Source organism: Segatella copri (genome assembly GCF_026015295.1).
GTDB classification, from domain to species: domain Bacteria; phylum Bacteroidota; class Bacteroidia; order Bacteroidales; family Bacteroidaceae; genus Prevotella; species Prevotella copri_C.
In genome coordinates this window covers 2,049,324-2,062,564 of record NZ_JAPDUW010000001.1, presented here as the reverse complement: position 1 = coordinate 2,062,564, position 13,241 = coordinate 2,049,324, and the positions used below count along the sequence as shown (strand labels likewise).

The 13,241-nt window shown below is 47.0% G+C and carries 12 protein-coding genes and 1 tRNA gene; 5 read left to right on the top strand and 8 right to left on the bottom strand.

The window, feature by feature from the left end:
* Positions 1-2 precede the first annotated feature (2 nt).
* On the top strand, positions 3-1,427 hold the full coding sequence (gene cls, locus ONT18_RS08820) for a cardiolipin synthase (protein WP_264905012.1): 1,425 nt from the start codon (positions 3-5) through the stop codon (positions 1,425-1,427).
* A gap of 48 nt (positions 1,428-1,475) precedes the next feature.
* Here the strand turns inward: cls and rsmD are convergent, their stop codons facing one another.
* The 3 genes from rsmD to ONT18_RS08805 are packed head-to-tail and all read right to left on the bottom strand — an operon-like array spanning position 1,476 to position 3,381.
* A complete protein-coding gene (rsmD, locus tag ONT18_RS08815) occupies positions 1,476-2,045 on the bottom strand; it encodes a 16S rRNA (guanine(966)-N(2))-methyltransferase RsmD (RefSeq protein WP_254949396.1) in 570 nt (189 codons plus the stop codon).
* 41 nt (positions 2,046-2,086) lie between these two features.
* On the bottom strand, positions 2,087-2,896 hold the full coding sequence (locus ONT18_RS08810; RefSeq protein ID WP_006847081.1) for a DUF3822 family protein: 810 nt from the start codon (positions 2,894-2,896) through the stop codon (positions 2,087-2,089).
* A 5-nt stretch (positions 2,897-2,901) separates the two neighbouring features.
* The gene (locus tag ONT18_RS08805) at positions 2,902-3,381 is read right to left on the bottom strand and encodes a hypothetical protein (protein ID WP_118141561.1); all 480 of its coding nucleotides are present in this window, start codon (positions 3,379-3,381) and stop codon (positions 2,902-2,904) included.
* Positions 3,382-3,458: 77 nt separating this feature from the next.
* On the opposite strand from ONT18_RS08805, the gene ONT18_RS08800 reads away from it, so the two are divergent.
* A complete protein-coding gene (locus ONT18_RS08800; RefSeq protein ID WP_264905009.1) occupies positions 3,459-5,033 on the top strand; it encodes an ATP-dependent DNA helicase in 1,575 nt (524 codons plus the stop codon).
* Positions 5,034-5,136: 103 nt separating this feature from the next.
* Here the strand turns inward: ONT18_RS08800 and ONT18_RS08795 are convergent.
* The 5 genes from ONT18_RS08795 to potA all read right to left on the bottom strand — a co-directional run bounded on the left by ONT18_RS08795 (position 5,137) and on the right by potA (position 9,803).
* Positions 5,137-5,218: transfer RNA gene (locus ONT18_RS08795), tRNA-Tyr, on the bottom strand.
* Positions 5,219-5,376: 158 nt separating this feature from the next.
* Positions 5,377-6,684, bottom strand: a complete 1,308-nt coding sequence (locus ONT18_RS08790; RefSeq protein ID WP_264906840.1) for an ABC transporter substrate-binding protein — start codon at positions 6,682-6,684, stop codon at positions 5,377-5,379.
* Positions 6,685-6,764: 80 nt separating this feature from the next.
* A complete protein-coding gene (locus tag ONT18_RS08785; protein WP_118201306.1) occupies positions 6,765-7,559 on the bottom strand; it encodes an ABC transporter permease in 795 nt (264 codons plus the stop codon).
* A 23-nt stretch (positions 7,560-7,582) separates the two neighbouring features.
* The gene (locus ONT18_RS08780; RefSeq protein ID WP_264905007.1) at positions 7,583-8,368 is read right to left on the bottom strand and encodes an ABC transporter permease; all 786 of its coding nucleotides are present in this window, start codon (positions 8,366-8,368) and stop codon (positions 7,583-7,585) included.
* 31 nt (positions 8,369-8,399) lie between these two features.
* On the bottom strand, positions 8,400-9,803 hold the full coding sequence (potA, locus tag ONT18_RS08775; protein ID WP_118141555.1) for a polyamine ABC transporter ATP-binding protein: 1,404 nt from the start codon (positions 9,801-9,803) through the stop codon (positions 8,400-8,402).
* Between the two features lie 137 nt (positions 9,804-9,940).
* Here potA and ONT18_RS08770 point away from each other — a divergent pair, with 137 nt between their 5' ends.
* From ONT18_RS08770 to ONT18_RS08760, 3 genes are read left to right on the top strand one after another with little or no spacing between them, the layout of a single operon-like run.
* Complete coding sequence (locus ONT18_RS08770) at positions 9,941-10,606, top strand: SprT-like domain-containing protein (RefSeq protein WP_264905004.1); 666 nt, start codon at positions 9,941-9,943, stop codon at positions 10,604-10,606.
* A 53-nt stretch (positions 10,607-10,659) separates the two neighbouring features.
* Positions 10,660-11,604, top strand: coding sequence for a hypothetical protein (locus tag ONT18_RS08765; protein ID WP_118078765.1), 945 nt, complete (start codon positions 10,660-10,662; stop codon positions 11,602-11,604).
* Positions 11,605-11,641: 37 nt separating this feature from the next.
* The gene (locus ONT18_RS08760) at positions 11,642-13,135 is read left to right on the top strand and encodes an MBOAT family O-acyltransferase (RefSeq protein WP_264905000.1); all 1,494 of its coding nucleotides are present in this window, start codon (positions 11,642-11,644) and stop codon (positions 13,133-13,135) included.
* The last annotated feature ends 106 nt before the right edge of the window (positions 13,136-13,241 follow it).

Below are 13,241 nucleotides of genomic sequence, written 5' to 3'. Positions count from 1 at the left end.
ATATGATTTATTTTCACTGGATATATCTGTTGCTTTATGTCGTGATAACCGTTCCGGCTATCATTACCGTCTTGATGGACAATCGTCAACCCGCCAAGACGATGGCATGGATATTGGTCTTCTTCTTCATCCCCTTTGTGGGTATCATCTTCTATTTCTTCTTCGGACAGAATACCCGCAAGGAACGGCTTATCAGCGACCGCAGCATGGACCAGCTCACCAAGCGCTCCATGCTCGAGTTCGTAGAGCAGGAGAATCTTCACCTGCCAGACAGCAATAAACCGCTGATGAATCTCTTTGCCAACCAGAGTTGGGCGCTGCCTTTTAAAGATAATCAGGTGGATATTTATACCGATGGCTACGATTTCTTCCTTACCTTATTATATAATATAGGACAGGCAAAGCATCATATTCATCTCGATACCTATATCTTCGAAGCCGATGCCTTGGGATATCTGATAGCTGATGCCTTGATCGATAAGGCGGAGCAGGGAGTGGAAGTGCGACTGATTTATGATGATGTAGGCTGCTGGAAGGTGAAGAATGAATTCTTTGAACGTATGCGTGATGCAGGCATTGATATACATTCGTTCATGCCAGTCCGCTTTCCGGCTTTTACGAGTAAGGTAAACTATCGTAACCACCGCAAACTCTGTGTCATAGATGGTAAGGTGGGCTTTATCGGCGGCATGAATATAGCTCTGCGCTATGTGAAGGGTGATAAGAAACAGGCTTGGCGCGATACGCATCTCCGTATTGAGGGCGGTGGCGTTTACGCCATTCAGAGAGCCTTTCTGGTAGACTGGTATTTCGTAGACCGTACATTGGTTACCAATCGCCAGTATTATCCGCCGGTCAGTGCGCATATCCGCAACAATTGTCTCGTACAGATAGTTACGAGCAGTCCTATCAGTCCTTGGCCTGACATTATGCAGGGCTATGTCCGCATCCTGCTTCAGGCCCAGAAGTATGTGTATATGGAAACGCCTTATTTCCTGCCAACTGAACCCGTATTGTTTGCCATGCGAACAGCAGCTCTGGCGGGTGTGGATATCCGTCTGATGTTGCCCCGTCATGCTGATGCCAAACTGGTAGAGTGGGCATCACGTTCGTATGTGATGGAGGCGATAGAGGCTGGCGTAAAGGTTTATCTCTATACGGCAGGCTTTAATCATAGTAAATTGCTGGTGAGTGATGATAATCTCTGTACGATAGGCAGTACGAATATCGACTTCCGAAGTTTTGAGAATAATTTCGAAGCGAATGCGTTCTTCTTTGATGAGGGGATGGCGCAGCGCGTGAAGGCTGTCTATCTGCGGGATGAGGCGAAGAGCATCCTGGTAGATGATGTATCTTATTTCGTAAAACGTCCGTTCCTGCAGCGTCTTTTCGAGAGTACGGTAAGATTACTCTCGCCGCTGTTGTAACGAAAAAATCCCCGTTTGCATCTTGTCTGGTGCAAACGGGGATTTTTTCTATCTGAATATTGAGAAGTTTACGCTTCCGTAACTTCTGTGCTCCAGAAATCGTGGATGCTCGGAGAAATCATAGTCTTTGCCATGCTCAAAGACGAAGATGCCTCCTTCGTTGAGATAGTCGCCATTCAGAACGAGGTCTGGAATCTGCGGCAACTCCTTCAGAGCGTATGGAGGATCAGCAAAGATAAAGTCAAACTTCTGCTTGCAGGTCTTCAGAAAACGGAATACATCACCACGAATCAGAATATCTTTGTCTTCGCCCAACTTCTGAAAACATTGGCGTATGAAGTTGGCATGGTCGCGGTCGGCCTCTACGCTGATTACACGGCTGCAGCCTCGTGATACCAGTTCGAGCGAAATGCTGCCCGTGCCGGCAAAAAGGTCGAGGGCAGAGGTATCTTCGAAATCAATATATCCCTGCAGCACATTAAAGATGTTCTCCTTTGCAAAATCTGTTGTCGGACGTGCCTTAAACGAACGTGGAATGTCGAAATGGCGTCCCTTATATTGTCCTGTTATGATTCTCATATTTACTTTGAACTTTGAATGTTGAACATTGAACTTTATGATAAGCTATTCTGTTGAATTCTTAACTATCAACTCTTGTCTTACTTACTTAAGTACAGCGCCATCAAATCGAATGGCAGACCTTTAATCTCTGTGATGGGCGCACGGTTGAATTCGGCGGCAGGATTCAGAATGAAGGTCTTCTTGATATAGAGTTTCGTGTTGTAGAGGAACCAGTCCTTATCCGGAACATTGCCTGATACATGCAACTCATCCTGCATCTGGTTGAATCCTAACTGCTTCCATACATAGAGAATGAAATAGAGGGCATCCTTGGCATGCTCGGCATTGAACGAGTTGAAGAATTTGAAACGGTTCTTCTCGAAACCGAAAACGTCCAGCTTCTTGTCGTGAAAATAAACATAGAGCTTGCGGTGAATGCCGGTGAAACTGCGATGATGCAGATAATGCCACATCGGTTGCATGATAGGTGTGAAGCGGACATCCTTAAAGTTGTCTTCTACCACCATCTTCAAATCCTTGTTGATAGGGAATACCGCTACCGCATTCAGTTCCGGCTGTACTCTGTAGAGAATGGCATCGCTGTTATGACTGTTGAAGGCATGCTGATAGAGCACATCGATATCCTCTTCATGAAATTCTTCGATAGGAACCAGCAGGATAGGCGAATCGAGATATACGCGCACCTTCTGGTATCCCCGCTGCAGGAGAGTACTCTCCTTGAAAGCCTGACGCAAGTTGGCTGCCATCGAAACACCACTCTTTACTGTGTAAGGTTCATAGATGAGCTGATGCTCAGCTTCACGGTCAACTACCGAAAAACTGAGGGTGTTTCTGCTCACGCGGATGGTGAGGCGTGCTTGCTGAATGTTGTTACCTTTTATTTGCATATCTGTTACCAATTACCTGCGTTGTTATTATCTGTCGTTAAATCGCCTATCTTGAGTCCGGGATAGTTGCCGGCATAGTTGGCCTCCTCTATCTTCTGCTGGATGGAACCTTCATCGAGTCCGTCGAGGAAGGTTTCATAACCTGCCCCACATTCCATCACCGGAATCTGCTTACCGCTTTTTCCTACGATAACTGTGGCAGCGAGTGTGAACTTCTTACCGTCGGCATAGGGAATGTATTGGGCATCTTCCTGTAAGAACTTGCCTTTTACCAGTGTCTGGAAATCGCCTGTATATACGCCGTGTTTCGCCTTGTATTTCTCTTCAGCCTGACGTATCTGCATCAGTTTCTCCTTCACCTCTGCTTCTCTGCTAGCCATGGCTTTCTGGAAGCGGATGGGCTGGCTCACACTCAGAATACAGAGTAGCATCATGATGATGACGCATGCTCCCAAAATATAATTATTCTTTATTCTTTTTCTCATTTCAAAAAGTATTATTACTTTTGCACAGCAAATAGGTGCAGTAAATTTTCTGCAAAGATACTAAAAGTTTTCGAAATATGAACATTGAAGAGTTAAAATATCAGATATTACAGCAATTTGGCTTTCCGCCAACCCCAGAACAGGCTCAGGCGCTCGATGTTTTCGTGCAGTTTATGACGGATAGTAATCCTCATGCTGTGATGATTCTCCGGGGTAGTGCGGGTACCGGTAAGACATCGCTCTCGGGTGCTATCGTCCGTACGCTCCGTGCCGTTCGCCAGAAGGTGATGCTCCTTGCTCCTACGGGTAGGGCGGCTAAGGTCTTCTCTCTGAACAGCGGGATGCCTGCCTATACCATTCATCGCCGCATCTATCGCGAAAAGGCGTTTGCCGGAGTGGATGGACAGTTCAATCTCAATGATAATCTCTATACTGATACGCTTTTTATGGTAGATGAGGCTTCGATGATTGCCAATCTGGGATTGGGCGGAACCACCTTTGGCAGCGGTTGTCTGCTAGATGATCTGATTCATTTTGTGTATCAGGGACGTAACGACCGGCTTTTGCTGATTGGCGATAAGGCACAGTTGCCTCCTGTTGGTGAGGAAGAATCACCAGCTCTTTCTGCTGCGATGCTCCAGGGGTATGGACTGTCGGTTTATGAGTGCGATTTGAACGAAGTAGTCCGTCAGAGTCAGCAGTCGGGTATTCTCTTTAATGCTACCCGTATCCGCCAGATGATTACCCACGATGACATTACCCAACTGCCTAAAATCCGTTTCTCCGGTTTCTCGGATATCAGGGAAATGCCGGGTGCAGAACTCATCGAGGCACTTGGTGACAGCTATCATCGTGTAGGACTTGACGATACCATTGTGGTGACTCGTAGCAACAAGCGCGCCAACATCTTCAACCAGGGCATCCGCAACATGGTGCTTGATAGGGAAGAGGAACTCGAGAGTGGCGACATGCTGATGATTGTGAAGAACAATTATTATTGGATGGAGGAAGAAAGAAAGAAGATAAAGGAAAGGGAAGAAAGAAGAGTGAAGAGTGAAGAAACTGCGTTCGGCGGCCGAAGGGAAAGCCAATTTAATAGTTTAACTAATCATAAAGTTCCGAGTTCAAAGTTCAAAGTTCAAAGTAAAGAAGTTCAAAGTAACGAACTTCCTGCTTTCCTGGCTAATGGAGATAGGGCGAAGGTGATGAAGGTGAGTCGTCGCATCGACCTCTACGGCTTTCATTTTGCCACCCTTCTGTTGAAATTCCCCGATTATGACAATTATGAACTGGAGGCTACGGTATTACTGGACACATTGACGAGTGAGGCTCCTGCTTTGACCCATGATCAGCAAGAGCAGCTTTTCCGTCAGATAGAGGAGGATTATCAGGACATACCGCTGAAGGCAGACCGTATGAAGGCAATCCGGCAAGACCCATATTTCAATGCTCTGCAAGTGAAGTTTGCTTATGCCGTTACCTGTCATAAAGCGCAGGGTGGACAGTGGTCGCATGTCTATGTAGACCAGGGCTATATGACGGATGATATGCTTACTCCCGATTATATCCATTGGCTCTATACTGCATTTACACGAGCCACAGAAATGCTGTATCTGGTGAATTGGCCAAAGACGCAGGTAGAAGGAGAGTGATATTACTCTTCTTCTTTTGTTCAGGATTTATATGAAAAGAAAAAAGTCCGGCTCTCTTTCGAAAGTCGGACTCTTAAATTTTTGAGTTATTTTTTGGGAAAAGTGGGTAGTGATGGATTCGAACCACCGAAGGCATAGCCAGCAGATTTACAGTCTGCCCCATTTGGCCACTCTGGTAACTACCCAAAAGCTTTATGTCTCAAAAGCGAGTGCAAAGGTAATGCTTTTATTTGATATTACCAAATTTTTTCGGCACTTTTTTCTCTTTTCCTTCAAAAAAGTTCAATTTTCCCTATAAAATAGGTTTTCTCCCTCTCTTTTACCCTTTTACTTTTTTACCTTTTTACCCTTTTACCTTTACCACATGTCTTCTGCGGTGTTTCCTCGACAGCCTTCTGTGCTTGTAATGTTCATACTTCTTGATGGCAACGAATACCGTGAGGGCAAGGACTACGGCCAGCAGGAAGATAACGATGCCGCCGCCCAGATTGTCGCCTTTTACCTTCGACCACATATCCAATACCTCGGGAGTATGATCGCCGGCATCATGAATCATGGCGCATCGGGCTACTATGCTGCTGTCTGGATACATGATAGGGTTGAGATGGGCATTCCTGCCTTCCTCGCCAAAGAAGTAGGCCAGATTTACAGGTTGGGGATAAACCTCTGTATCGCTCATTGCTTCTAATACCTTCTTGCCTGCCACGCTACTCACATATCCTGTAGTCTCCATATTGGCGAGTGCCACGTCTTCCTGACAGAGATAGTTGATGAAATAGGCGGCAGCCTTCGGATTGCGGGAATATTTAGGGATTACCCAACCGTCGAACCATACATTGCTTCCTTCTTTCGGTACTTCATATCCCAGTTCTACACCCACTTTTCCGGCTTCTTCAATAGCCCAGACGGCATCACCGCTCCAGGTCATATTGAGATAGGCTTTGCCTTTGGTCATGGTCTCCTTGCCGAAGTCGGCTTCCCATCCTTCTATGTTTGGCTTCAGAGCTTTCAGTTCTTTCTCTACTGTGGCTACGGCAGCGGGTGAATAGTCGTTCATCAGCTGTGGTATGGTCACCTTGCCTGCTTCCAGGTCTTTACGGTGTGCCCAGATGAGGGCGGTGCCATAGGAGTCGCGGTAGGAATCCTTCATCAGGAGTTTGCCCTGATATTTTCTGTTCCATAAAGTTCCCCAGGTCTGTGCATCACTTATAGGTACGTGCACCTTATTATATAGAATGCCACAGGTTCCCCACATGTAAGGCACGGCATAATGGTGGGCGATGCGGCCATTGTTGGAGGTGGCATCTATCTGCTCAACAATGTATGGTGATACGTTGCTGATATAGTTGGGCGTCTTGCCGAAGGCGGTGTCGATAGGTAGGAGAAGGTCTTTGCGTAGCATGCGCTCGATGATATATTCTGACGGGCATACCACATCGTAGTCTTCATGACCTCGTTCTATCTTGGTAAGCATCACCTCATTGATGTCGAAGGTCTGGTAGATGACCCGGATCTTCTTGCCGGTCTGTTGTTCATACCATTTCGGGAAGTTGGCAAGAACGTCTTCATCTATATAATCAGCCCAGTTGTAAACCTTCAGAATCTCCTCGCGGTTCTCTTTGTTGTAACAGGAAGAGAGCGGCAGAATCATCAGCAGGCAAAGAAAGAGAAAGACGATGGCCTTAACTCCTTTTACTCCACTGACTCCTAAAAATATCTTGTTCTTCATTCTCATTTCTTCTTATTTTTCTCAGAACGTTTGTTGATGATAATCAGCATCACCAGTACCAGTACGAAGATGATGGTACTCAGCGGTCGAAGTTCTGGGGTCAGTCCTCCCTTTCTGGCATCGGCATAGATGAATGTGGAGAGGGTTTCCAGACCTTCGTTACCTATCGTGAAGATGGTGACGGCGAAGTCATCGATACTCATCGTGATGGCAAGCATGAAACCGGAAATCATGCCTGGCAATATTTCAGGGATGATGACCTTGCGAAGCGCCTGCATCGGAGAGGCACCCAGATCGAGTGCCGCCTCATAGAGGTTCGGATTCATCTGCTTCAGTCTTGGCATCACACTCAGGATAACGTATGGCAGACAGAAGGTGATATGCGAGAGTACCACGGTAGTATACCCCTGCGGAATGCCCAGCGTGATGAAGAGCAGGAAGAGCGAGATACCGATGATGATGTCGCCGTTGAGTATCGGAATGTTGTTGACAAACTGTATGGCATTACGTGCATAGCGGTTGCGCAGGTTGTAGATGCCGATGGCTGTCAGGGTTCCGAAGAGCGTTGATACGGTTGCGGTAATCAGGGCGATGGTTACGGTATTGACCAGTGCCGCTGTGAGCGAATGGTGCGTGCCTTCTGCAAAGAGATTCTTGTAGAGCTGCAGCGAGAAACCCGTCCAGTTGCCCATCACCTTGGCTTCGGTAAACGAGAAGATGATGATGATGAAGATAGGGGAGTAGAGTAGCAGCAGGAGTAACCAGAGATAGCCCTGACAGAACACTTTCTTCATCATATCCTTACTGAATAATGACTGCATCATCTGATACCTCCTTCCTGTTTACTGCCATCACCTGCGATGAGGGTGGAGGCGCCGATGAGGAAGAGCATGATGAGCGAGAGGGCTGCACCGTAGTTCCACATCGAATTGTTGATGTTCTCCTGGATGGTCGTACCGAAGAGCTTGATGTTGTTCATCGTCAGCAGTTCGGAGATAGCGAAGGTAGAGATGGTTGGCATGAATACCATCAGAATGCCACTTGCTACGCCCGGCATGGAGAGGGGCAGGATGACCTTATAGAACTGCTGCCAAGGTGATGCGCCCAGGTCTTCGGCTGCTTCGATATAGCTGCGGTCCATCTTCTGCAGGGTGTTGTAGATAGGGTAAATCATGAATGGGATGAAGTTGTAGACCATACCGAACAGGAGGGCGCCCTCACCCAGCTGAAGGTCGGCAAAATCGAAGAGGGCCACGGTGGCAAGTGTGCGCACCAGGATGTTTACCCACATCGGCAGAATGAAGAGCATGACGATGGTGTTGGCATACTTCATCCTGGTTTGTGTCAGAATATAGGCGGCCGGATAGCCCAGCAGAATGCAGAGCAGGGTGTTGAGAAAGGCGATGCCTATCGAATACACAAAGGTGTTGATGGCTTCGGGGTGTGCCAGGAACTTCTGGAAGTTGTAGAGCGTCAGGGCTCCGTTCTCATCGGTAAATGCGAACACTACGATGAGAAGCAATGGCAGTACCACAAATATCGCTGCAAAGATGGCGTAAGGTATCGACCGGCTTTGTCGCGAAGAGATAAACTTGATAATGTTCAATTTATAATTGATAATTAGGAATTAATAATTTTTATTCAAACGAAATATTCTCCTGAGGAATGGTGATAGCCACATGATCGCCTAAATCCCATACATCCTGTGTATCTACATAGAGCTTCTCGCCCCAGTCGGTATCGATGGTGAGATGATAGTGGTCGCCCTTGTAGAGAATGAAGCTGATGTCGCCTGTAAAGGTTCCTTCGCTCTCGTTGTCGAAGAGTTCTATCTTGTTGAAAGGCACGTTCACCCGGATGGTTTCGTTTCCGTTTTCATCGGTCTGAATCTTGTCCTTCATTTCTGCCGGAATCTCCATCTGGTATTCGCAGCCCAGGAATTCTATCGTTCCGTCGCCGTTTACCTTTGCATCGAAGGTATTGGTGATGCGCTCCTTCTTCATGATGTGAATATTGTCGGGTATCACGCTCATTCCTATCGTCTGACCTACTTCGAAATGCTTGTAGTTCTGGATGAGAAATTCATTGCCCTTCTCGGTTTCTGCCAGCATCTCGTAGTGTACTCCCTTGAAGATGGAAGAGGTTATCTTGCCCACAAACTGGGCGTGGGCGGTATCGGTGGAAACTTCTATATCCTCAGGACGTATCACGACATCCACTTCCTGGTTGCAGCCGAAGCCCTTGTCTACACAAGGCAGTTCAGTACCTGCCACATTCACCAGACAGTCGTGGACCATCGTTCCGCAGAGAATATTGCTCTCGCCGATAAAGTCTGCAACGAAAGCATTGGCTGGTTCGTTGTAGATATCGGTAGGTGTACCTATCTGCTGTATCTCTCCCTCGCTCATCACCACGATGGTATTGCTCAAGGTGAGGGCCTCTTCCTGGTCGTGTGTAACGTATACGAAGGTAATGCCCAGGCGTTCGTGCATCTGCTTCAATTCCAGCTGCATGTCTTTACGCATCTTGAGGTCGAGTGCTGCAAGCGGTTCGTCCAGGAGAAGAACTTCCGGTTCGTTGACGATGGCACGGGCGATGGCGATACGCTGCTGCTGACCGCCCGAAAGCGAGTTGACATCACGATATTCATAATCACTCATGTTTACCATCTTCAGGGCACGTTTTACCTTCGGCAAAATCTCTTCCTTCGGTGTGTTCTTGAGTTTCAGACCGAAGGCGATATTGTCGTAAACGTTGAGATGAGGGAACAGGGCGTATTTCTGGAATACCGTGTTCACATTTCGCTTGTAAGGAGGAAGGTTAGTAATATCGTTGCCGGCGATGGTGATGATGCCTTCGCTGGCGGTTTCAAAACCTGCCAAAAGTCTCAATAATGTCGTTTTTCCGCATCCAGAAGGACCCAGAATGGTCATAAATTCGCCCTTTCTCACATAGAGATTGATGTTGTTGAGGGCTGTTTTCTCGCCAAATCTTTTCGACACATTCTTAATATCTATGATATGTTGTGCAGTCTTGTTCATTTTTGTTGTAAATTTGCGTGCAAAGTTACGCATTTTTCGATAAATATTGAAAGAAACAAAGAAAAAGTTGTATCTTTGCAAACGTTTTGTAGTATCTGATATACAGAACTGAATAATTATTGAATAAATATACATACATGATTGTTACAATAGAATGGATGGAGGAGTGGTTCAGGCGTTTCGACCAGGATTATTTCGGGGGAAAGCTGCCTGTTCCTGAACTCGGACTTACTCATGCCAAGACTCGCTTGGGGCAACTTGCCTATAAGCGGGCCTCCAGATGGGGACGCACCAAACTCTACGATTTCAAACTCTCCATGTCTACTTATTATGATATGACCGACAAGCAGGCAAAGAGTGTCTTGCTCCACGAGATGATACATTACATCATCGGTTATTCGGGACTGAAAGATACCTCGGCTCACGGGGTTGTGTTCAAGGGACTGATGGATAAGCTCAACAGCCAGTATGGCTGGGATATCAGAGTATCGACATCCACCAAGGGTTGGAAGGTAAGCGAAACCGTAAAAAGCAGGAAAGAGAAGAAGGGACCGCAAATCTATCTGATGCTTGCCATCGAGATGAATGATGGAAGACATTATCTCTCGAGAGTGAATCCGAGTTTTGCCCGTCGCATCGAAAATCAGCTGAAGACGGTCAGGGAAGTGGTTTCTCATCAGTGGTATACTACGATGGAGAACTATTTCGAAGACTATCCGCAGGTGCGCAGCTTGAGAGGAAGGCGCATCTCGAAGGCCGATTTCGGAAAGTTGCTCAATGTGCTCACTCCCTTTCAGCTGTAATGTCGGGCGAATGTATAAGAAAAAGAATAACCAAAACTCATTAAAAATATAAAATGAAAGAAACCTGGAAAATGATAGCCCTGCTGGCAATAGCCATTGGAGGACTGCTGGCTTATGCCTTTATTCCAGAGCAAGTGGCTGAAAACATTCCGCTGAAACAGATTGGAATGGATGCGCTCACCAGTAAAAGCGAGGCAGAGCTTGCTGAAGAGGAAAAGGCTGACAGCATGATAAAGGAACCCGTGGATACGGCGGCGCAGCGAGTACTGATCTTCGGTGATTCGATGTCGGAATATCTAGGTCTGCGACTGGCTGATTATGCCAACAAGAACGGTCATAAACTCACCTGTATTACCTGGGTGAGTTCGGGCACCAGAAACTGGGCTGCTACCGATACCCTGCAGCATTATATCCAACGTATCAAACCTACCCATGTCTTTGTATGTCTGGGCAGCAACGAACTGTATACGTCTGATATGAAGGGATGTGAAAAACGCATCCGTGCCATCTTGAGCAAGATAGGTAATATTCCGACGATATGGATCGGTCCGCCAAACTGGTGTGAGGATAATGGATATAACAAACTCCTCCGTGAGGTGATGGGACCACGAGGCTATTATCCTAGTTACAAACTTACCTTCGAACGCCAGAAAGACGGCCGGCATCCGACTATGGCTTCATCTGCCATGTGGATGGATAAGATTGTAGAGTGGATGAATAGCGGTCATTGTGTGCATCCGTTCCGTTTGGAAATGCCGGATAAGCGTGACCGCAGATACAGACAGATTACCATCTTGCCTCCTGGAACCAAACACAGGGCTGACAGTACGGCTGTGAAGAAGGATTCTCTTTCTCGGCCTGTTGAGGGAACTGTGCCTGAAACCACAGAAAGTCCTGCTGCAACCAAGGAACCTGCAACTGCAGGAAAAACGTCTCCGGCTGCTGCTGACAAGACGGTTCCAGCGGTAAAGCATGTAAACCATAAAGACTCCGTATAAGAAAGAGTTCAATAAATAATATCTTCAGAACAGACAAATGAATTATTCAACATTCGAAATAAGTGCCTTGTGGCATTGGATAGAGCGGCTGTTTGTTTATCAGGCAGATTCTCCGCTGATGATGGGCAGCATTCCGTTTGCGCTGCTCTTCATCTTCTTCCTTGCCATTTATATCCTGCTCAAGAGCTATTCGCGCACAGCTATGATGATGTATGTCATCTGCTTCAGCCTTTTCTTTGCCTATAAGGTGAACGGAATGGTGATGTGGATGCTGCCGCTTACGGCTTGCATCAATTATGCCGTAACCCAGGAAATGAGACTGCATGAGGGAAAGGCGCGCAAGGCGCTGCTCACCTTCGTGGTGCTTGTAGATCTGGCTCTGCTGTGCTATTTCAAATATACCAATTTCATCATTGGCGATGTAGTCAACGAGATGTTCAGCACCAACTTCTCGCTGCAGTCTATCGCTCTGCCTGTAGGTATCTCGTTCTATACCTTCCAGGCTATCAGCTATGCGGTAGATACCTATAAGCGCAAGTTTGACATGGAGGTAACGCTCCTGGAATATTGCTTCTATCTCACCTTCTTTCCGCTGCTGATGGCGGGTCCTATCACCCGTGCCGCCAACCTGATACCCAGACTGAAACGAAACGAACAGGCTTCCAGCAGAATGTTGTGGACGGGACTCTTCCTCATCATGTTGGGACTGGTCAAGAAGAATATGCTGAGCGATTATATTGCACAGTTCAACAACTGGGTGTTTGATGCGCCGCAAACCTTCTCGGGTTTCGAGAATCTGGCAGCGCTCTTCGGCTATCCTGTCCAGATTTTCCTCGATTTCTCGGGATACAGCGATATGAGTATCGGTGTGGCAGCCATCCTGGGTTTCTATCTGCCCGACAACTTCTATTTCCCTTACCGTTCACTCTCGGTTACCGAGTTCTGGCGTCGCTGGCACATCTCGCTTTCTTTCTGGTTCCGCGATTATGTGTATATTCCGCTGGGCGGAAATCGGAAGGGAAAGGTGCGCATGTATTTCAACAACTTCCTCACCATGCTGGTGGCAGGCTTATGGCATGGCTCTTCCTGGATGTTCGTTATCTGGGGTGCTCTTCATGGTTTCGGACTTGTGGTGCATAAGTTCTTCAGCCGTCAGTTGGGCATAAGCATTCCCCGTACGCTGGCAGGCAATTTTCTCAGCTGGCTCATCACCTATTTATATATATGCTTTGCGTGGTCTTTCTTCCGTGCCAAGGATTTGGGCGTGTTGGGGAAGATGTATGATAAGGTGGCAAATGATTTCAGTATCGATTATCTGGTGCCTTTCTTTCATGCCCGTCCTGCCTGGACGCTTTGCATCATAGGTGTCATGCTGAGCTATCTCTTTACCGAGCGCCAGTATCACCGTCTTCAGGCGCGGTTCATCCTCCTGCCTTGGATGGCTAAACTGCTGCTTTTCATCATCTGTCTGCAGATGGTAGTTGAGGTTTCCCAGGAGAGTGTACAGCCGTTCATTTATTATCAGTTCTAGTCTTTTATGGTTAATTTTCTGTAATAAAATCTTGCTTTATGGACTTGATACTGGAAAATGATGTAATTTTGTAGGTTGAAGTATATATATTTGAAGTAACAGACAT

Coding starts and splice junctions, on each gene's coding strand:
- ONT18_RS08765 (WP_118078765.1), top strand. CDS start 10,660: ATGAAAGAAACCTGGAAAATGATAGCCCTGCTGGCAATAGCCATTGGA.
- ONT18_RS08810 (WP_006847081.1), bottom strand. CDS start 2,896: ATGCAAATAAAAGGTAACAACATTCAGCAAGCACGCCTCACCATCCGC.
- ONT18_RS08790 (WP_264906840.1), bottom strand. CDS start 6,684: ATGATTCTGCCGCTCTCTTCCTGTTACAACAAAGAGAACCGCGAGGAG.
- ONT18_RS08785 (WP_118201306.1), bottom strand. CDS start 7,559: ATGATGAAGAAAGTGTTCTGTCAGGGCTATCTCTGGTTACTCCTGCTG.
- cls (WP_264905012.1), top strand. CDS start 3: ATGATTTATTTTCACTGGATATATCTGTTGCTTTATGTCGTGATAACC.
- ONT18_RS08800 (WP_264905009.1), top strand. CDS start 3,459: ATGAACATTGAAGAGTTAAAATATCAGATATTACAGCAATTTGGCTTT.
- ONT18_RS08805 (WP_118141561.1), bottom strand. CDS start 3,381: ATGAGAAAAAGAATAAAGAATAATTATATTTTGGGAGCATGCGTCATC.
- potA (WP_118141555.1), bottom strand. CDS start 9,803: ATGAACAAGACTGCACAACATATCATAGATATTAAGAATGTGTCGAAA.
- ONT18_RS08770 (WP_264905004.1), top strand. CDS start 9,941: ATGATTGTTACAATAGAATGGATGGAGGAGTGGTTCAGGCGTTTCGAC.
- ONT18_RS08760 (WP_264905000.1), top strand. CDS start 11,642: ATGAATTATTCAACATTCGAAATAAGTGCCTTGTGGCATTGGATAGAG.